The sequence below is a fragment of the Planctomyces sp. SH-PL14 genome, from assembly GCF_001610835.1.
GTDB lineage: Bacteria > Planctomycetota > Planctomycetia > Planctomycetales > Planctomycetaceae > Planctomyces_A.
The window spans coordinates 184,797-205,111 of the sequence record NZ_CP011270.1; the positions used below are offsets into that span (position 1 = coordinate 184,797).

11 protein-coding genes are annotated in these 20,315 nt (G+C 66.7%); 10 read left to right on the top strand and 1 reads right to left on the bottom strand.

Features of this window, described 5'->3' with window-relative positions:
* Positions 1-376 precede the first annotated feature (376 nt).
* The 8 genes from VT03_RS00685 (at position 377) to VT03_RS00720 (ending at position 17,535) form a co-directional block, all read left to right on the top strand.
* The gene (locus VT03_RS00685; RefSeq protein WP_075091196.1) at positions 377-1,966 is read left to right on the top strand and encodes an aldehyde dehydrogenase (NADP(+)); all 1,590 of its coding nucleotides are present in this window, start codon (positions 377-379) and stop codon (positions 1,964-1,966) included.
* Positions 1,967-2,085: 119 nt separating this feature from the next.
* Positions 2,086-3,543 (top strand): sedoheptulokinase, encoded by a 1,458-nt coding sequence (locus VT03_RS00690; RefSeq protein WP_075091197.1) that lies wholly within the window; start codon positions 2,086-2,088, stop codon positions 3,541-3,543.
* Between the two features lie 396 nt (positions 3,544-3,939).
* Complete coding sequence (locus tag VT03_RS00695; RefSeq protein ID WP_156514191.1) at positions 3,940-7,455, top strand: hypothetical protein; 3,516 nt, start codon at positions 3,940-3,942, stop codon at positions 7,453-7,455.
* 541 nt (positions 7,456-7,996) lie between these two features.
* Positions 7,997-9,466, top strand: a complete 1,470-nt coding sequence (locus tag VT03_RS00700; protein WP_075091199.1) for a circularly permuted type 2 ATP-grasp protein — start codon at positions 7,997-7,999, stop codon at positions 9,464-9,466.
* 114 nt (positions 9,467-9,580) lie between these two features.
* Positions 9,581-10,555 carry an alpha-E domain-containing protein gene (locus VT03_RS00705; protein WP_075091200.1) on the top strand — a complete coding sequence of 325 codons (975 nt, stop codon included), beginning with the start codon at positions 9,581-9,583 and terminating at the stop codon, positions 10,553-10,555.
* Between the two features lie 107 nt (positions 10,556-10,662).
* Positions 10,663-14,043 carry a DUF2126 domain-containing protein gene (locus VT03_RS00710; protein WP_075091201.1) on the top strand — a complete coding sequence of 1,127 codons (3,381 nt, stop codon included), beginning with the start codon at positions 10,663-10,665 and terminating at the stop codon, positions 14,041-14,043.
* A 49-nt stretch (positions 14,044-14,092) separates the two neighbouring features.
* Positions 14,093-16,624, top strand: coding sequence for a circularly permuted type 2 ATP-grasp protein (locus tag VT03_RS00715; protein WP_197489153.1), 2,532 nt, complete (start codon positions 14,093-14,095; stop codon positions 16,622-16,624).
* Positions 16,621-17,535 carry a transglutaminase N-terminal domain-containing protein gene (locus VT03_RS00720; RefSeq protein WP_075091203.1) on the top strand — a complete coding sequence of 305 codons (915 nt, stop codon included), beginning with the start codon at positions 16,621-16,623 and terminating at the stop codon, positions 17,533-17,535. Before VT03_RS00715 ends, VT03_RS00720 begins: the two co-directional genes overlap by 4 nt.
* 74 nt (positions 17,536-17,609) lie before the next feature.
* On the opposite strand, the gene VT03_RS00725 is transcribed toward VT03_RS00720, so the two are convergent.
* A complete protein-coding gene (locus VT03_RS00725; protein WP_075091204.1) occupies positions 17,610-18,461 on the bottom strand; it encodes a hypothetical protein in 852 nt (283 codons plus the stop codon).
* Between the two features lie 239 nt (positions 18,462-18,700).
* Between VT03_RS00725 and VT03_RS00730 the strand changes: the two genes are divergently transcribed.
* Positions 18,701-19,225: a DUF1648 domain-containing protein gene (locus VT03_RS00730; RefSeq protein ID WP_075091205.1), complete on the top strand. Its 525-nt coding sequence runs from the start codon at positions 18,701-18,703 to the stop codon at positions 19,223-19,225.
* 190 nt (positions 19,226-19,415) lie between these two features.
* A complete protein-coding gene (locus tag VT03_RS00735) occupies positions 19,416-20,279 on the top strand; it encodes a hypothetical protein (protein WP_075091206.1) in 864 nt (287 codons plus the stop codon).
* Positions 20,280-20,315 lie beyond the last annotated feature (36 nt).

Below are 20,315 nucleotides of genomic sequence, written 5' to 3' on the forward strand. Positions count from 1 at the left end.
TTCCGGTGAGGAATTGTGGGACACATCGGACGCCCGCTTTGTGGAACCGGCGTTGAGGACTTCCCGCTCGCCATGCAGTCACCGCGGGTTGGCGGGGGGGGCATACGACACGTCGCCCGCGTTTGGACACTCACTCCTTCAGACATCTCTCGACGGCCAGGCCTCCGGCGGGCAAAGGGGCGTTGCCCCCTTGCATCCCCCACCAGGGGTGGCCCCCTGGACCCCGGATTGGAGTGTGCAGTCGATCGTCGACGCCAGCGAACGCATCCAAGGGGGCCCACTCTTCCCGGCCGTCGTGGCCACTCCGTTCCCAAGCGCCTAAGATGACTGCGGCCCCCGCGGCGACACGTCGCGCGGCCCCAGGGGAGAACAATTGATGGCGGTGCAGCAGGTTCTGATCAACGGCCAGTGGCGGGCGTCCAGCGGCAAAGAAACGTTTCAGGCGGTCAACCCCGCAACGAAGCAGGCCCTTCCCGACGTCTATCCGCTGAGCCCCTGGTCCGAAGTCGAAGAGGCTCTCCAGGCCGCCGACCAGGCCGCCCGGACGGTCCGGCAGTGGCCCGCCGAACGCTTCGCCCGGTTCCTCGAAGCCTACGCCGGGCAGATCGAGAAGAAGTCCGACGAACTCTGCCGGATGGCCAACCTCGAGACGGGACTGCCGGTCGAGCCGCGGCTCAAAGTGGCCGAACTCCCCCGCACGATCAACCAGATCCGGCTCTCCGCCGCTGCCGCCCGTGACGGTTCCTGGAAGATTCCCACGGTCGATACGAAGAACAACATCCGCTCCTGCTTCGGCCCGCTCGGCCCGGTCGTCGTCTTCGGTCCCAACAATTTTCCCTTCGCCTACAACGGGATCGCCGGCGGTGACTTTGCCTCGGCGGTCGCCGCGGGGAATCCGGTGATCGGCAAGGCCCACTCATCGCATCCCGCCACGACGCGGCTCCTGGCGGAACTGGCCCATCAGGCGGCCCAGGAGACCGAGATGCCCGCGGGCTTTGTGCAGCTCATCTACCGCACGAGTCACGCCGACGGCACCAAGCTCGTCTCCCATCCGCTCCTCGGCGGGATCGGCTACACCGGGGCCCGGGCGACCGGGCTCGTCCTCAAGGAGGCCGCGGACCGGGTCGGCAAGCCGATCTACGTCGAGCTGTCGAGTATCAACCCCGTCTTCTTTCTCCAGGGGGCGATCGAGGAGCGCCCGCAGGCCCTCATCGATGACTTCGTCTCCAGCTGTCTCATGGCGACCGGGCAGTTCTGCACGAACCCGGGGCTGGTCATCCTTCCGGAAGGTCCGGGAACAGAAGCGGTCATCAAGGCGATCGCCGAGAAGTTCACGGCGGCTCCGGTCGGGACGCTCCTCAGTGGCGGCGTCGAGTCGCATCTGCGGGCCGCGATCGTTGCCATTCGAGGGGCCGGTGCCGAAGTGGTCTGCGGGGCGGACACGCCGGTCGATTCCGGCCGCCACTGCGTCCCGAACACGCTGCTTCGCGTTTCCGGCGAGGCGTTCCTCAAGAATCCTGCCAAGCTGCAGACCGAGGCGTTCGGGAACAGTTCGCTGTTCGTCGTCGTGAAGTCGAAGGAACAGGCGTTGGCAGTCATCGACACGCTCGAAGGGAATCTGACGGGCTCGATCTACAGCCACACGCAGGGGAAAGACGACGCCCAGTACGACGAACTCGCTCCGCAGCTACGCCAGAAGGTCGGCCGGCTGCTCAACGACAAGATGCCGACCGGCGTGGCGGTCTCCGCGGCGATGAACCACGGCGGGCCGTTCCCGGCAACCGGGCATCCGGGCTTCACAGCCGTGGGCGTCCCGGCGGCGATCCACCGCTTTGCGATGCTCCAGAGCTACGACAACGTCCGTTCCCACCGCCTGCCGACCTCTCTGCAGGACAAGAACCCGACCGGCAAGCAGTGGCGGCTCGTCGACGGGGAGTGGACGCAGGGGGATGTGGCGTCCAAGTGATGGACGGTGGACGCGCCGTACTGCTCCTTCGCTCGCCCTAACTGTGGTTGAGACGATCGGAGCGAAAATCCCTCGCTGGCGCTTCGGGCTGGTGTGATCTTCCGACAGGAGTGATTGGCATGGCGGTCTTGATCGGCGTGGACCTGGGGACGACGAAGATCACGGCGGTGGCGCTCGATGCGGAGTCGGGCGAACTGCTCGGCGTTCACGGCGAAGCGAACACCGCCAACATCACGAGCGCGGAGGACAAGGCCCGCGACCGGTCGGAGTGGGACGCGGCGGCGATCGTCAAGATCGGCGTCCAGCGCCTGCGGCGGCTGGCGGAGTCGCTCGGAGATCGGCGCGGTGACGTTGCGGCGATCGGGGTGACGGGCCAGCAGCACGGGGTCGTCCTTGTCGACGACCATGCCTCGCCCGTCACGCCGCTCATCAACTGGCAGGACCGCCGGGCCTTGGAACCGGTCGAGGCGGGGCACCTCGGGACGTGGCTCGATCTGGCTCGCGAGCATGTCGGCGCGGATGCGTCGCTCCGGACCGGTTGCCGACTGCAGCCGGGGTTCATGGGGGTGACGCTGTTCCGGCTCGCCCGGCAGGGGCAGCTTCCGGCGGCCTGCAAGACGGCGGTTTTCATTATGGACCTGTTCGCTGCGGCTCTGGCCGGGACGCGGCCGGTGTCGGAGCCGACCTGTGCGGCGAGCAGCGGCCTGTTCAATTTCCGGCTGCGGCAGTGGGATAACGAGTCGATCCGGAGCCTGGGGCTGGCTCATTCGATGTTTCCCGAGATCGTCGAGGCGGACCGTCCGATGGGCCGGCTCTCCGCGGCGCTGGCCGATGCAACGGGGCTTCCGGAGGGGACGCCGATCGTCGGGCCGCTGGGGGATCATCAGGCGAGTTTTGTGGGGAGCGTGGATCGGCCTCTGTCGACCGGACTCGTCAATGTGGGGACCGGGGCTCAGGCGGCGGTCTTTGTGGAGACCGGGGAGTTTCATCCGCCCGTGGAGGTCCGGCCGTATCCGATTCACGGCAACCTGCTATCGAACGTGGGGCTGGCCGGCGGGTGGGCGTATCAAACGCTGGAGCGGTTTTTCCGTGATGTGGGCGAGGCGTTCTTTCCGGGACAGGTTCCGGGGAGTCTGTATTCGCGGATGAACGAGTTGGCTGCGCAGGTGCCGGCGGGGGCGAACGGTGTGACGAGCGTGCCGACGTTCAGCGGGACTCGGTCGGATCCGACCTTGCGGGGGTCGTTTACGGGGCTGGCGCCGAGCAGTTTCCGGGTGGCGGAGATGTGCCGGGCGGTGATTGAGGGGATGGCCCAGAGTCTGACGGACGGGCTGCATACGTCGGAGATGCAGGCGGGGCGGAAAGTTCAGGGTTTGGCCGCGGCGGGAAATGGGTTGCGGGAGAATCCGTTGCTGGCGGCGGAGGTGGAGCGGAAGACGGGTCGGCCGATCCGGTATACGCGGCATCGGGAGGAGGCGGCGTTTGGGGCGGCGCTGGTGGCGGGTGTGGGTGCCGGGGTGTATTCGGACCTGGCTTCGGGGGGAACGCGGGTGCGATACGAGGAACCGCGCCAGTAAGCAACGCAGCCCCTAACCGGGTCCAGGGGCACCCTGGTGGGGGGATGCAAGGGGGGCAACGCCCCTTTGCCCGCCGGAGGCCTGGCCGTCGAGAGATATCTGAAGGAGAAAGTGTCCAAGCGCGGACACCGTGTCGTATGCCCCCTCACCAACCCGCGGGGACTACGGACTGAGCGAAGAGTCCTCAACGCCGGTCCCACAAAAGGGACGTCCGTTGTCGACCACGGTTCCTCATGGAAGTGCCTCCGGCGGCAAGGGGTGACCCCCTTGACCCCGGCTGCCGTAGCACGTTGGGTTTGAGCTGTCAGCACCGCGCCGGCGGGTCCGGTTCTGGAGCGGTCGGCGAAAAGTCGGGCGACTCTCTTTACGTTCGCCGAAATGCAGAAAAGAATGCTTATGCGTCGTCGCGCGAACGCCGCCCTCCCCGCCTCGACAATCCCCCCGCCTGAAATCCTCCGCATGATGCTCCTCGTCCGCATTCTTCCGGTCCTCTCCCTCCTGCTCCTCGCGGCTCCCGCCTTCGGGCAGTTCCCCGCGACACGCCTCTACACGCTCTTCCCCAGCGGCGGCCAGGTCGGGCAGTCGGTCGAAGTCGCAGTGACCGGAGGAGACGACCTCGAAGAAATCAGTGCCCTGCTCTTCTCCCACCCGGGGATCACCGCCGCCCCCAAACTGAACGACCAGAGACAACCGGTCGACAAGACATTCATCGTCACCATCGCCGCCGACGTCGAGCCCGGCCTCTACGAAGTCTTCGCCAAGGGACTGTGGGGCGTCAGCAACCCGCGACGGTTCGCCATCTCCTCCCGACCCCAGGTGAACGAAGCGGAGCCGAACAACGCCTTCGACAAACCGCAGCCCCTCACCCTCAATCAGGTCGTCAACGGCCGGATGGACGGCGGCACCGACGTCGACTGGTACGCCTTCACCGCCCAAGCCGGCCAGCGGATCGTCTTCGACTGCGCCGCGGCCCAGGTCGACTCCCGCATGACTCCGGTCCTCGAAGTCTACGACGCCAGCGGCACGCGCCGGCTCGCCCAGTCCCGCAGCCCCGGTGGCTCGGATGCCCCGCTCATCTTCGATGTCCCGGTCGACGGGCCCTATCTCCTGCGGGTGTTCGACGTCACGTATCGCAACGGCAACGAGTACTTCTACCGACTCGACGCCCACACCGGCCCGCACCTCGTCTTCGCCTGGCCCCCGGTCGGTCCGGCGGGGCAGACGCTCAAGGTCGCCCTCTTCGGCTACAACCTCCCCGGCTCCGCGCGGACCGATGTTCCGGGCGTCCTGCCGCAGCCGGAGCGTGTTGAGGTCGACATCCCCTTCCCGGGCGATCCGACTGCGTTCCAGGTGACGCCATGGGGCGATCCGGTGACGGCCAACAGCGACACGTTCCGGTATAGCTGGGTCGCTCCGAACGGGGTCTCGAACGCGATCCCGATGGCGGTCTCCCGCTCCCCCGTGGTGCTGGAGCAGGAGCCCAATGACCAGGCGCCGGGTCAGGCAGTCAGCGTGCCGTGCGAGATCGCCGGACAGTTCGCCCGCAAGGGGGACGCCGACGTCTTCCAGTTCGAGGGCAAGGCCGGCGAGGTCCTGTACCTCGAAGTGACCGGCGAGCGGTTGGGCTCCCCGGTAGACCCGTACTTCGTTGTCGACCGGGTTGTGGTCGGCGCGGACGGGAAGGAGACGCTGCAGCGGGTGGGGGCGGCGGACGACGATGCGAACGTCGGGATCGCCAACGTCTTCGATACCCAGTCCGACGATGCGTTCCTGAAGCTGGACGTCCCCGAGAACGCGAAGTACCGGGTGACGGTCCGCGATCGCTCCGGCCAGTCCCGCGCGTCAGGGAGCCTTGTCTACACGCTTGCGATCCGGGCCGAGCAGCCCGACTTCCGGCTCGTCGTCGTCCCCGCCGCTACGCCCGCCACGGCGGTCTGGCCTGTCAGCCTGCGGAACGGGGACACCCTGGGACTCAACGTTCTGGCCTTCCGCCGCGACGGATACAACGGGCCGATCGAGGTCGGCGTGGCCGACCTGCCGCCGGGGGTCACGGCCAGTCCGACGGTGATCGGCGAAGGGAAGGCGACGTCGCTTCTGGTCCTGACCGCCGCGGAGAACGCGGGGGACGTGTGGCAGAAGATCCGCGTGTTCGGGAAGGCACGGATCGAGTCTCCCGCCGCGGCGCGGAACGTCTCGCGGATCAAGACGCAAATCGTCGAGGCCGAGAAGCCGATCGCGGGCCTTCAGAAGCCGGTCGCCGATGCGACCGCCAAGCGCGATGAGGCCAAGAAGACCTTCACGCAGGCCGAAGAGGAAGCGAAGGCCAAGCCGGACGACGCGGCCTTGGCCCAGAAGCGGGATGCCGCCAAGGGCCCGCTCGACCAGGCGGAAGCGGCTTTGACGCAGGCGCAGGCCAATCTCGATGCGGCCAACAAGAAGGTGGCCGATCTGCGGACGGAGCAGGCTCAGGCGGAACAGGCCCTTGTGGCTTCCGCCGGAACCGTGGAGCGGCTGGCTCGAAGCGGGATCGTGCAGTTCACCGCGGCCCCCAACAAGGCCGCCAACGCCCGGCTGGCCCGCGGACTGTTCGTTTCGGTGATTCCCGAGGCGGCCCCGATCCAGATCACGCGGGATACCCAGCCGATCACGGTTTACCAGGGATCGCAGGTCCTCGTTCCGTTCCACCTCCTTCGCCGCACCGGGTTCGATGAGAAGGTGACGGCCGCGGTTCAGAATCTCCCTCCGAACACGAATATCGAGGCTCCGCAGATTGCCTTCGAGAAAGGGGCCGCCGAGCAGTTGGCCCGGTTCTATGTGAAGGACAACGCGCCGGCGGGGCAGCAGGTGGTGTGGTTCACGTCGTCGACGCCGGTCTCCTATCGCCGGAATCCGGCCCGGGCGGATCGACTGAAAGCGGCGTTCGATGCCGCGACGGCTGCGGCGAAGATGGCGCAGGACGCCGCCACCGCGGCGACGCAGGCCAAGACCGCCGCCGTGACGGCGGCCACCCAGGCGGCGGAGGCGCTTAAGAAGGCTCAGGCCGAGAAGGCTGCGCTGGACGCGGGCCGGCCGGCGGCCGTACAGAAGGTGGAGCAGGTCAAGGCGGGGCTCGCCAACATCGAGAAGACTCTCGCAACGCAGGTTCAGGCGGTGGGGACCGCCGAGACGGCGGCGGCGGAAGCGAAGAAGCAGTCCGAGGCGGCTCCCGACAACGCCGATCTCAAGACGGCCCTGCAGACCGCTGACGCGGCGGTGCAGACGGCGAAGGAGGCGGTCGCGAAGACCGAGGCCGAGAAGCAGACGGCGGCGAATGCCGTGGCGGAGGCCGAGGCCGCGCTGAAAGCGCTGGACGAGAAGATTCAGCAGGCCGAGGCGGCGGCGGCCAAGGCGGCGACGGACAACACAACGGCCACGCAGGCGAAGACGCAGGCGGAGCAGGCCGAGCAGGCGGCCCTGGGGCAAGCGAAGCAGGCTGAGGAAGCTCGCAAGGGGGCCGAGAAGGTGTCCGGCGATCAGGAGAAGGCGTCCGCTGCGAAGAACGTCAATTTCGTTACGGTCACGGAGCCGATTTTGATCGAGGTGAAGCCCGCTCCGGTCAAGTTGACGCTGAACGTTCCGAATGGCGGGGCGCTGAAGAGGGGGGAGAAGGTTGAGATCAAGGCGACCGTCGCGCGGCAGAATGGATTTACGGGACCGGTAAAGCTGACGGTGCCGCTCCCGCCGGGTGTTGCGGGGGTGTCGGCGGCGGAGGTTGAGGTTCCGGCGGGTCAGAATGAGGCGACGTTGACCGTCGTGGCGGCGGGGGATGCGACGGAGGGGCAGAATCCGAATGTGATTGTTCGGGCGGTGATGGAGTTTCAGGGGGCGGGGGCATCGGTGGATGCGCCGTTGACGCTGAAGGTCGTGCCGTAGCGAAGTCGGCCCAATCTCACCGGGTCCAGGGGCACCCTGGTGGGGAGTGCAGAGGGGCAACGCCCCTCTGCCCGCCGGAGGCCTGGCCGTCAAGAGACGTCTGGAGGAGTAAGTGTCCAAACGCGGACACCGTGCCGGATGCCCCCTCACCAACCCGCGGGGATTGCAGGCCGAGCGTGGATTCCTCAACGCCGGTCCGACGAAGAGCACGTCAGTCGTGTCCCACGGTTCCGCATGGAAGCGCCTCCGGCGGCAAGGGCCTGTGTTGTTTCTTTGGCCCTTGACCCCGGCTGCCGTCGCCACATCGGGTTTTAGCAAACGTCGTCGTGCCGGCGAGAACGCGTCCCGAGCTTTTTGGCGACCGCACGCCCGTCGCGCGGCCCTGCCCGCAAATTGAGCAACCGGGGCACTCGCAACCTGCAAAGGTACGGTCCCGGCGCTTGCTCACAAAGTTCGGACCGCTTTTTGCTGGACCACTGCTCATCGGTTTGGCATAACTATCGCCGCGCACGCCGAAGTCCGAACCACAGATTGACTTCCTATGACTGCACCGGAAACGGAACCGTCTTCCACGGGCGCCAACGGGCATCTCTCCACACCCACCGTCTTTGACGAATACCGCGACGGAGAAGTCGCGCGGCACCCCCTCGTGTGCAATCGTCTGGACGCCTTCCCTCTCCAGAGTCTCGCCGAACGGCAGCACCTCGCCGAGACCCGGCTTCGCGAAAAAGGAATCACCTTCGCCGTCTACGGACACAGCGACGGCACCGAGAAAGTCTGGCCCTTCGACGTCGTTCCCCGCCCCATGTCAGGGAGCGAATGGAGCCGCATCGAGACCGGCCTACGGCAGCGGATTCGTGCTCTGAACCTCTTCCTGGATGACATCTATGGACAGCAGAGAATCCTCAACGATGGCGTTGTTCCGCGCGAAATGGTCCTCTCGGCAAAAACTTATCGCCCTCAAATGGAAGGCTTTCGCCCGCCCAAGGGGGTCTGGACGCACGTCACCGGAACCGACCTCGTCCGCCACAGCGATGGTCAGGTGTACGTCCTCGAAGACAACCTCCGCTGCCCGTCCGGGGTCTCGTACGTTCTCGAGAACCGGGAGCTGATGAAACGGGTCCTCCCCGAGGTCTTCCAGGGGTCGTCCATCGCCCCCGTGGAAGACTACGGGGAACGGCTCCTCGCCACCCTCCAGCAGACCGCGCCGGACGGCAACCCCGATCCGACCGTCGTCCTGCTGACGCCGGGGATGTACAACTCGGCCTACTTTGAACACTGCTTCCTGGCCCAGCAGATGGGGATCGAACTCGTCTGCGGGACCGACCTCGTCGTCGACAACGGCTACGTCTGCATGCTGACGACGACCGGCCTCGAACGGGTCGACGTCATCTACCGCCGGATCGACGACGACTTCATCGATCCCAAGGCGTTCCGCGAAGACTCGATGCTCGGCGTCCCCGGGCTCCTCGATGTCTACAAGGCGGGACGGGTGACGCTCGCCAACGCCCCCGGGACCGGCGTCGCCGACGACAAGGCGATCTACGCCTGGCTGCCGGAGATCGTCCGGTACTACCTCTCCGAAGAGATCATCCTTCCCAACGTTCCGACGTATATCTGCTCCCGGAAGGAGGACCGCGACTACGTCCTCGATCACCTCGCGGAGCTCGTCGTGAAGCCGACGAACGAGTCGGGGGGCTATGGGATCGTGATGGGACCGCGGGCGACGCAGAAGGAACTCGCCGAGTGCGCGGAGCTCATCAAGGGGAACCCGCGGAACTTCATCGCCCAGCCGATGCTTTCGCTCTCGACGGTCCCGACCGTCGTGGGAGAAAAGCTCGCTCCGCGGCACGTCGACCTGCGGCCCTTCATTCTGTACGGCGACGACTTCTACGTCCTTCCGGGAGGGCTGACGCGGGTGGCCCTCAAGGAAGGGTCGATGATCGTGAACTCCTCTCAGGGAGGCGGGAGCAAGGATACGTGGGTCCTGATGAATGAAGGGACCGGCTGATCCGGCCGAGATGGACGACGGTCGAGGCGGCGGTCTAGCCTGCTCTCGACCGCCGCGCCGGATCGCGAAGTTTCTCCTGTTGTTTCCCTCATTCCTGAGACGACTCCCCTTCTCATGCTCAGCCGCGTTGCCGATTCGGTCTATTGGGTCAGCCGTTACATCGAACGGGCGGAGAACGTCGCGCGGTTCGTCGATGTCAATCAGTCGATTTCGCTGGGGGGGACGCACCAGTGGTCGCCCCTGATCTACGCCAGCGGCGACGACGAGGTTTTCACCAAGCTCTACGGAGCCTTCACGACGGCGAACGTCCTGCGGTTTCTCCTGTTCGAGAAGGAGAACCCGAACTCGATCCTCTCCTGCCTCATCAACGCCCGCGAGAACGCCCGCACGATCCGCGAGATCCTGAGCGTCTCGATGTGGGAGGCGATCAACCGCTTCTACCTCAAGGTCCGCGAGGCATCGAAGAACCAGGACGCCGCCCTGCAGAACCCGGCCAGCTTCCTGGAACGGGTGAAACGGTTCAGCCACGAGGTGATCGGTGTCACCGAGGCCACGATGTCGCACGGCGACGCCTGGAACTTCGCCCGGATCGGCCGCTTGCTGGAGCGGGCGGACAAGACCTCACGCATCCTGGACGTCAAGTACTACGTCCTCCTGCCCGACCTGGCGCACGTCGGTTCGACGCTCGACATCGTCCAGTGGTCGGCGCTTCTGGAGTCGACCAGCGCCCTGCACATGTACCGCAAGCAGCACGGGCGGATCTCCCCCCGTTCGGTCGCGGAGTTCCTGATCCTCGATCCGGACTTCCCCCGCTCCATCCGGTCCTGCATCGCCCAGGCGGAGCAGTCGCTGCGGGACATCACCGGCAACCACGGCGACAGCGCCCTCTCCCTGGCCGAGACCGCGTTCGCCGACCTGCGGGGGAAGCTGGAGACGGTCACGCTGGACGAGATCATGAATTACGGCCTGCATGAGTACATCGACCTCTGCCAGCAGGGGCTCAACGACATGGGGACCGCCCTGTTCAAGAACTTTTTTGAGATCCGGCCCTACGCCGCGACGCAGTCCCAGAGCCAGCAGCAGTCGTGATCAGTGCAGGCCCGCTGCCCTCCGCGCGGCGGAATGGCGGATGACCGGCTCGTTGCGGACCTCGATCGACAACACCATCGACCTTCAACTTTGCGAGTGCGTTAGGAATGGCAATTCGGGTCGCCCTGCGGCACGTCACGGAATACCGGTATGACCGGCGGGTCACGCTCGGCCCGCAGGTGATCCGCCTGCGTCCCGCTCCCCATTGCCGCACCCCGGTCATCAGCTACGCGCTGACGATCGACCCGCCCGAGCACTTTCTCAACTGGCAGCAGGACCCGTTCAGCAACTACGTCGCCCGGCTCGTCGTGCCGGAGAAGACGACGGAGTTCCGCGTCGCCGTCGAACTGACGGCCGACCTGACCGTCATCAACCCCTTTGATTTCTTCGTCGAGGAGTACTCGGAAGAGTTTCCGTTCGAGTATCAGCCGGAGCTCAAGCAGGACCTGCTGCCGTTCCTGGAATGCGCGAAGACCGGTCCGAAGTTCGAGGCGTACCTCAAGTCGATCGATCTCAAAAAGCGCCGCACGACGATGTTCCTCGTCGAGCTCAACCAGCGGCTGTGCAGCGAAATCAAGTACCTGATCCGGATGGAGCCGGGGGTCCAGACGCCGGAAGAGACCCTGACGACCGGCTCGGGATCGTGCCGCGACTCGGCGTGGCTCCTCGTGCAGCTCCTGCGGCGGCTGGGGCTCGCGGCGCGGTTCGTCTCCGGCTACCTCATCCAGCTCACCGCCGACGTCAAGTCCCTCGACGGCCCGTCGGGGCCCGAGATGGACTTCACGGACCTGCACGCCTGGTGCGAGGTCTACCTGCCGGGGGCTGGCTGGGTCGGACTCGATCCGACCTCAGGGCTGTTCACCGGCGAAGGACATCTTCCACTCGCCGCGACTCCGGCGCCGTCGACCGCCGCCCCGATCGCGGGGGGCGTAGATGAGTGCGAAACGTCGTTCAGCGTGGAAATGTCAGTGAAGCGGATTCATGAGGATCCGCGGGTCACCCTCCCGTACAGCGACGACCAGTGGGAGGAGATCGATCGCCTGGGTCAGAAGGTCGAAGACGACCTCGTCCGGCACGATGTCCGGCTCACCATGGGGGGCGAGCCGACGTTCGTCTCGATCGACGACCAGGAAGGGGCGGAGTGGAACACCGCCGCGGTCGGGCCCGAAAAGCAGCGGCTTTCGAACATCCTCCTGCGACGGCTGCGGAACCGCTTCGCTCCCGGCTCGCTCCTGCACTTCGGCCAGGGAAAATGGTACCCCGGCGAGTCGCTCCCCCGCTGGGCCTACAGCTGCCTGTGGCGGACCGACGGCGAGCCGATCTGGACGAATCCCGACCTGCTGGCCGACGTCTTCAAGCCGGACACGGTCGACGTCGAGAAAGCGGGCGAGTTCCTCGTCGAAGTCGCCGACCGGCTCGGAGTCGACGGCCGCTGGATGCGTCCCGCCTATGAAGACATCTGGCGCACCATCGAGGCCGAACAGAAGCTCCCCGTCGACGTCGATCCGCGGAAGTTCGACCTCGACGCGGACGAGGACCGCCGCCGGCTTGCCCGAATCATCGAAGGAGGCGTGAGCCGCCCCGTCGGCTACGCGCTGCCGCTCACCAAGGCGTGGTGGCAGGCCCAGCCGCGGTGGACGAGCGGCCCCTGGCCCTTCCGCTCGGAGCGGCTGTTCCTCCTGCCGGGCGACTCGCCGATCGGCCTGCGGCTCCCGCTCGATGCGCTTCCGGTCTCGGGACCGGCCGACGCGCGGACGATCTACACGATCGATCCTTTTGCCGATCACCACCCGCTCCCGGGGTATCAGGAAATCCGCCGCCGCACGCAGGGCCGGATTCTGGACCAGCACAACGAGTCCGGGATCACCGGCCAGGCCCGCGGCGGCCGCGACGATGCGGCCCGCCGAGCCGCCCTGGAAGCCAACAAGAAGGTCCTGCCGGATGACTGGTCGGAAAAGCCGCCGCAGGCCCCCGTCGGCGTCATCGCCACCGCCATGTGCATCGAGCCCCGGCAGGGTCGGCTGCACATCTTCATGCCGCCGCTTTCCCGGCTGGAAGACTACCTGGAACTCGTCGGGATCATTGAGAACACGGCGGAGCATCTCCAGCAGCCGGTCGTGATCGAAGGCTACCTGCCGCCGGTCGACCACCGCCTTCAGATCCTGAAGGTCACACCGGATCCGGGGGTGATCGAGGTCAACATCCAGCCGGCGCAGGACTGGAAGGAGCTCAAGGAGATCACGAACGGGATCTACGAGGACGCGCACTACACCCGCCTGGGAACGGAAAAGTTCCAGCTCGACGGGCGGCACACGGGGACCGGCGGCGGGAACCATGTCGTTCTTGGCGGACCGAGTCCGGCCGACAGCCCGTTCCTGCGGCGTCCGGACGTGCTCCGGAGCATGATCGCTTACTGGAACAATCACCCCGCGCTGTCGTACCTGTTCTCCGGGCAGTTCATCGGCCCGACCAGCCAGGCCCCCCGCGTCGACGAGGGACGGCCCGATGCGCTCTACGAACTCGAAATCGCGTTCGATCAGATCCGGACCGATCTCTATACGCCGCCGTGGCTCGTCGACCGGGTCTTCCGGCACCTGCTCGTCGACATCACCGGCAACACGCACCGGGCGGAGATCTGCATCGACAAGCTCTACTCGCCGGACCACTCCGCCGGACGGCTGGGGCTGGTCGAGCTGCGGGGCTTCGAGATGCCCCCCCACGCCCGGATGAGCCTCACGCAGCAGCTGCTGGTGCGGTCGCTGGTCGCGATGTTCTGGCAGAAACCTTACCTCGAGAAGCCGGTCCGTTGGGGAACTTCGCTCCACGACCGGTTCATGCTCCCCTATTTTCTGAAGCAGGACCTCAAGGACGTTCTGAGCGACCTGGGGGCGTTCGGCTACGAGTTCCGGGAGGAGTGGTTCGCCTCGCACTATGAGTTCCGCTGTCCACACATCGGCGACGTGACTTACGAGGATGTCTCCCTCGAACTGCGGACCGCGATCGAGCCGTGGTACGTCCTGGGCGAAGAGCCGGGGGGCGGGGGAATGACGCGGTACGTCGATTCCTCCGTCGAGCGGTTGCAGGTTCACCTGACCGGCGCCATCGACAAACGGCACGCCGTCGTCTGCAACGGACGGGTCGTCCCGCTCCACTCGACCGGCCGTCCCGGCGAATATGTCGCCGGACTGCGGTATCGGGCGTGGCAGCCGCCGAGCTGCCTGCATCCGACGATTCCGGTCCACACGCCGCTCGCATTCGACATCGTCGATACCTGGCAGCAGCGGTCACTGGGAGGCTGTCGGTACCACGTAGATCATCCGGGGGGACTCAATCCGCGGGTCTATCCGGTGAACGCCCTGGAGGCGGAATGCCGCCGCGCGGCCCGTTTCGTCCGCTACGGACAGACCGGCGGCCGGTTTGTGGTGCATCCGGAGGCACCGTCTCAGCAGATGCCCTATACTCTCGATCTGCGTCGCGCCGCCTGGTGAGACTGGAGGTCGGTGCAGTCACGCGATGCGCCCCGCGGATCAAGAGTTGATGTCCATCCTTGAGCAGACTTCTTCCCATCTGGACTTCCGGCCTTCCAATTCGTCTGGAGTTTACGATGAGGCCTTCGGCCCCGATGGGAAGCCGCGCGCCCCGTGGGCGCAGATCGCCGAATCGGCCCGCCAGATCCCCGTCGACGAGTTCCTGAGACGCTCCGCACAGGCCGAAGAGCAGCTCCGCGAAAACGGCGTCACCTTCAACGTCTTCCAGGAGGGCTCGCAGCATCAGCGGCCCTGGAGGCTCGACCTCCTCCCGGTCATCTATGGTGCGGCGGAGTGGCGGAAGCTCGAACAGGGGCTGAGCCAGCGGGCGAAGCTCCTGGAGTGGATCGTCCGCGACTGCCACGGTCCGCAGCAGCTCCTCCATGACGGGACGCTGCCGGCTGAAGTCCTGTTTGCCAACCCGCGGTTCGTCCGGGCGTTCAAGGGGCTGCACCAGGAACGGGTCCCCTCGATCACGATGTACGCCGCGGAGATCGCCCGCCGGCCGGACGGTCTGTGGCAGGTGATGGCCGACCGGGCCGAGTCCCCCGCCGGGATGGCGTTCGCGCTCGAGAACCGGATCGTCGTCGCGCGGACGATTCCGCCGGAACTGCAATACGAGATGCAGCGGCTCGCGCCGTTCTTCGTCCAGATGCAGCAGTCGTTCCGCCGGCTCGGCCTGAAGCACGGCGAGCACCCCCGCGTCGTCCTGCTGTCGGCCGGTTCGAAGGCCCGGTTCTTCTTCGAAGACACCTACCTCGCCCGATATCTCGGCTACACGCTTGTTGAAGGGGGGGACCTCGCCGTCCGCGACGACCGGGTGTACCTCAAGACCCTGGCCGGCCTCTCGCCGATCGACGTCGTCATCACCCGCGGCAGCGACCGCGGGATCGATCCCCTGGAGCTGGGGGGCGGGGCCGCGCACGGCGTGCCGGGGATCCTGCACGCGATGCGGCGTGGGAACGTCACGATCGCCAACACCCCCGGCTGCGGGCTGATCGAATCGCCGATCTTCATGGCCTTCCTGCCGCACCTGTGCCGGCGGTATCTCGGCGAAGAGCTCCTGATTCCCTCGATCCCGACCTGGTGGTGCGGCGATCCGGACCAGTTCCGCTACGTCCGCGAGCACCTCGACGAGCTGGTCCTCAAGCCGGCGTTCGCCCCCAGCGGCGACGAGGAGATCCTGGGTGGGTCGCTTTCGGGTGAGAAGAAAGACGAGCTGCTGCGGCAGATCGAGCATCGGCCCTACAACTACATCGCGCAGGAGCTCGTTCATCGCTCGGCGGTCCCGGTCTTCCGCGAGGGCCGAGTCGAGACCGGTCACGTCGCGATCCGGGCCTTCATGGTCTCGAATGAGGACCATTTCGACCTGATGCCCGGCGGGCTCGTCCGCATCGCCCCCACGACCGACCCGATGCAGCTCTCGATCGTCGCCGGGGACGGGAGCAAGGACCTGTGGGTCCAGGCGGACGGCCCTGTTCAACCCGTTTCGCTCCTGAGCTCCGAAGACACGCCGGTCCCGCTGCGGCGGACGAGCGCCGTCTTCCCCAGCCGCGTGGCCGACGACCTGTACTGGCTCGGGCAGTCGCTCGACCGGACCGACTTCCTGAGCCGGCTCATCCGCTCGGTCGTCGAACGTCTCTCCGGCGAAACGGCCGCGGACCAGCCGGAGCTTCCGCCGCTGATCCGGGCGATGGCGGACCAGGGGCTCGTCGAGGCGAGCTACGCCATCCAGTCGTTCTGGGAATCGCTCGAGGACTTCGAGGAGGCGATCCCCAAACTCCTCTCCGATCCGGCGGAGGTCCGCGGGATCTCATCGGCCGTTTCCGAGCTGCATCGGCTGGCTTCGCTCGAACGGCTGTGGATCTCGCCCGACACCTGGCGGCAGATTCACGACACGGCGGTCCGCTTCCAGACCTCGGTCCAGTCGGGATGGACGGGGCTGGTCGACGTCATGGACGCCGTCAACCACCTGATTCTCGACCTGGCCGCCGTGAGCGGGCTGATCCATGACGGGATGATCCGCAGCCCCGCGTGGCGGCTCCTCGATTTCGGCCGCCGGGTCGAGCGGGCGAGCAACGTAGCGCACCTGCTGAAGAGCCTCTATTCCGGCCCCGCTCCGGTCGGCCGGCCGATGCTCAAGGCGCTGCTCGAGGTGATCGACTGCCGAATGACGTATCGGTCGCGGTATCTCGACAACCTCCAGCAGAATGCGGTGCTGGACCTGTGCATCACGGACGAAACCTGCCCGCGGTCGATCGCGTCGCAGCTCATCGCCCTGGCGGACCATGTCGACGAGCTGCCGCATGACTTCTCGACGCCGCTCCGTTCGTCGGAGAAGCGGACCGTCATGGCGGCCGTGCATCGCGTCCGGATGATCCCCCCTGAGCTGCTGGCGACGAAGGATCCGAAGGTCATCATCGAGCTGGTGGACGACATCGCCCAGCACCTCAAGACGCTCTCCGAGCTGCTGACTCGCAAGTACCTGCTGCATTCGGGGCAGCCCCGGCAGATCACCTCCGACCTGGGGCTCTCGCCATGAAGTACCGCATCGTTCACATCACCCGCTACAGCGGGACGGAGCCGATCTCCGTAGGGCACAACGAGGCGTGGCTGACGCCACGGGACTCCACGTCGCAGAAGTGCCTCAACCACACGCTGGACATCCGCCCCGAGCCGTCGATCACGTCGCGGCGGACCGACTACTTCGGGAACACGGTGACGCAGTTCTCGTTCAACCAGGGTTATCGGGCCCTGACCGTGACGGCGGTGAACGAGGTCGATCTCCAAATTCCGACGCGGCCGACGACGGTCGATCCGGCCTGGGAGACTGTGGTGGAATCCGTTCGCCGGCACCAGACGCCGGAGGACCTGACCGCCTACGAGTTTGGCTTCGACTCCCCGCGCTGCAAGGCCCGCGATGAATTTGCCGAGTACGGGCGGGTCTCGTTTTATCCCGGCCGTCCGATTCTCGAGGCGCTGAGCGACCTTATGCGGCGGATTCACACGGAGTTCCGGTACGACACGCTGGCGACGAGCGTGACGACGCCGGTCGATCAGGTGTTCAAGCTGCGGAAGGGAGTCTGCCAGGACTTCAGCCACCTGATGATCTCGATCCTCCGCTCGCTGGGGCTCGCAGCCTGTTATGTGAGCGGGTATCTGCGGACCCTCCCCCCGCCGGGACGGCCTCGGCTGGTCGGGGCGGATGCTTCGCACGCGTGGCTCTCGGCCTGGTGCGGGCCGATGGGGTGGGTGGACCTGGACCCGACGAACAACAAGATCCCGGATGTGGACCACATCACGGTCGCCCGCGGACGGGACTATGGTGACGTGGCTCCGCTGAAGGGGGTCTATATCGGCGGCGGGAAACACGAGCTGACGGTGAGCGTGGATGTCTCGGAGGTCGAGGCGGGGGCGGGGGCTCCGGTGCAGACGGCGACGGGCGTGTCGTAGGGAAGCGAGGGTTCAGGTCGGACAGCCCGCCCGGCGGACGGGGACGCGCCGGGATTCCGGGGGCGTCTCGATCCCTACTCCGCTTCCGTCTTCCACTCCGCCGAAGAGTCCTTCTCCGCGATCCAGCGGAAGTGATACGGGGAGTCGAGGTCGAGCGTGGGGACGCTCTGCAGCGCGCGTTCGAAGACGACCTGTTCGCCGCGACGGACGCGCAGGTGAAAACTGGTCATGGGGGCGAAGCCGATGTACCACTGCGTTTGGTCCGACTGGCGGCGGGCTTCGAGGATCAGCAGCACTTCGGGGTTTGTTCCCTGCACGAAGGCGAAGATCGCCCCGTCGATGAGGCCGGTGTCCTCGGCCGCGTAACGATAGATCGGGGTCGTCAAGAGGCGCAGCTCATGCGTGTTGGCGGACGTCCCGCTGCGGTCCACGTCGACGGTGCCGGAGTACTTTTCGGCGACCGCCCGCATCTGCCGCAGACGCGCGGCGGCGGTTGCCGCGGGCGGCTCGGTCTCGTCAGCCACTGCCCACCGGAGCCCTGCGACCTTCGGATGCCACGTCCACTCCTTGACGCTCTTGTGGGCCGCTTCGAAGCCGTCGCCCGAGAGCGACTGAAACTCGTGATGCCACGCGTCTCCCTGCAGGAAGAACTGCGCCGCGACGAGAGGCCGGCCACCTTTCCCGGTCCAGAGGAACAGCATCCCGTCGTCCTCGCGGACGACCTGATTGTCCCACCGCAGCAGCGGCTGAGCATGCAGTTCGGCGGGGGCCTTCGGGCCAGGCTCCGTAACGAAGCGGTACTGCCGGGCCGCTTGAGTCGCGAAAGCCAGCCGCTGGGGAGCGGAGGAGGGTTCCAGGGCGGGAGTCGGGCTCTCGCCGATCTGGGCTGTCAGCAGGCCCGCCGTCAGAAGCAACGCCCGGAACATGACAGCCTCCCGGCACAGACGCGAGATGAGACGGACCGTGGCCGCACAATTAAGACATCGTGTCTGTACTTGTCAACGGCCGGGGAGAATCGCCGGCGGGCCCCTGGTGCGGCCGGCATAGCAGGTTCAGCGGCGAACCCGGACTCCGGTTTGGCGTGACACGATTGATGCGAGGTGCGGTATCATAGAGACGATCGACTTGCCTCCCTCCGCTCGGTGCTGTGGTGACTGCAACTCCTTTGATTCGCTCCCTCCTTGTTCTGGCACCGTTCGTCGCCGCCGGCCACTTTGCGGCTTACTACAGCCTGCTCCCGGCGAGGGTCGCTTCCCACTTTGGTGCGAGTGGGGCGGCCGATGGCTGGATGTCCCGCGGAGCCTTCGGAGTGACGTACGTCGGCACGGTCCTGCTGATGGCGGCTCTCTTTGGCGGGATTTCGGCCCTCGTCCGGCGGCTTCCGATCGGCCTCATCAACCTTCCGCACCGGGAGTACTGGCTCGCGGAGCCGCGGCGCGAGGAGACGCTCCGCCGGCTGAATGTCGAGATGGGATGGCTGGGCCTGGGGACGATCCTGCTGCTCATCGTGACGTTCCAGTTGTGCCTGGAAGCAAACCGTAACGGCACCTTTCGGCTCGGCAATGCGATCTGGGGAGCGCTGGCGGTCTACCTGGTGGCGATGACCGTCTGGCTCATTCGGTTTGTGCTTCGGTACTCTCACGTGCCGAGCCAGCGGGACGGGGGCCACGCCAGCCTCGCCGGTCGGTGAGCACGGCGGGCGATGGAACGCGGCGCTGGAGCAGGTTTGGTCTCCCGCTTGACGGATATGACAAGTTGTCTACAGACTGTCCCGTCAGCGGGACGCGGACGACGGTCCTCGAACGTGTCCACCCGCAACAGGGGTCAGGCCGCCGACGGAGTCCCTTCCGGAGCGTCGGCGATCACGGGAGGGGGAGCCGATGTCCGCGCCGCTCGATGGGGGCCGACGCCTCGCTTGTCTGGTCGTCGCCGTGCTCGCCAGTGCCATGCTGCTTGTCCTCCCGGCCGGAGCGGAGGGAGAGAAGCCGGAGGACGCGGCCCCAGCGGAGGCGGCCAAAGATCGGCCGGCCCAGAAGGCAATGCGGAAGCTCGCCGGTGAGGTCGAGCTGAAGGTTCTGGGGAGCGAGGGGGCCGGGCCCCGCTCGCTCAAGCTCCGCCCGGAGCCGGTCATGTCGTATGGCGATGAGACGCGGTTCATCAAGGATTCCACGCTCTGGGTCTGGATGGACGGCAGCCGGCCAGCCCTGTTCCAGAAGCTGGAAGTCAACGACTGGAACCCGGGGAGCCCGTTGTGGACGTGGTGCTTTGCGTCCGCGCTCCCCGGCCGCGTCGAGGGACGCTGGCCGGGCGTCGCGAACGAGATCCAGACCACGGGGGCCGTCACCTGGACGACGATTCCAGACGCCCCAGTGGGCGAGAAGGCGACCGCCTGGCCTCTGGAAGCGCGCTCGCTGAATCGCCGTTTTACCGCGGGCGACGATACGACTGTGCTCCGCGCCGTCGCCCGGCCGCTGCTCGAGTTCAAGGCTCCGGACCAGGGGGTGCCGTACGGCGCTGTGTTCTCGCACGCCCGCGGGACGAACCCGGATCTCCTGCTGATTGTCCAGGTCGAGTCGCGACCGGGGGGCGGCCACGGCTGGAGCTATGCGGCGATGCATCTGACATCGGCGAAGGTGACGCTCAAACTCGACGACAAGGAAGTCTGGAGCGACCCCGCCCAGAAGCCGGCGGAGGTCTCGAGCTGGGGCTACTTCTTCACACAACGCGATCCGGCGATCAAGTAGCTGCTGGCAGCGGCGGCAAGTTACCCTCGCGGGCCA

Bases quoted from the DNA above. Each gene is read 5' to 3' on its own strand.
- VT03_RS00685 (WP_075091196.1), top strand. From the start codon at position 377: ATGGCGGTGCAGCAGGTTCTGATCAACGGCCAGTGGCGGGCGTCCAGC.
- VT03_RS00690 (WP_075091197.1), top strand. From the start codon at position 2,086: ATGGCGGTCTTGATCGGCGTGGACCTGGGGACGACGAAGATCACGGCG.
- VT03_RS00695 (WP_156514191.1), top strand. From the start codon at position 3,940: ATGCGTCGTCGCGCGAACGCCGCCCTCCCCGCCTCGACAATCCCCCCG.
- VT03_RS00700 (WP_075091199.1), top strand. From the start codon at position 7,997: ATGACTGCACCGGAAACGGAACCGTCTTCCACGGGCGCCAACGGGCAT.
- VT03_RS00705 (WP_075091200.1), top strand. From the start codon at position 9,581: ATGCTCAGCCGCGTTGCCGATTCGGTCTATTGGGTCAGCCGTTACATC.
- VT03_RS00710 (WP_075091201.1), top strand. From the start codon at position 10,663: ATGGCAATTCGGGTCGCCCTGCGGCACGTCACGGAATACCGGTATGAC.
- VT03_RS00715 (WP_197489153.1), top strand. From the start codon at position 14,093: ATGTCCATCCTTGAGCAGACTTCTTCCCATCTGGACTTCCGGCCTTCC.
- VT03_RS00720 (WP_075091203.1), top strand. From the start codon at position 16,621: ATGAAGTACCGCATCGTTCACATCACCCGCTACAGCGGGACGGAGCCG.
- VT03_RS00725 (WP_075091204.1), bottom strand. From the start codon at position 18,461: ATGTTCCGGGCGTTGCTTCTGACGGCGGGCCTGCTGACAGCCCAGATC.
- VT03_RS00735 (WP_075091206.1), top strand. From the start codon at position 19,416: ATGTCCGCGCCGCTCGATGGGGGCCGACGCCTCGCTTGTCTGGTCGTC.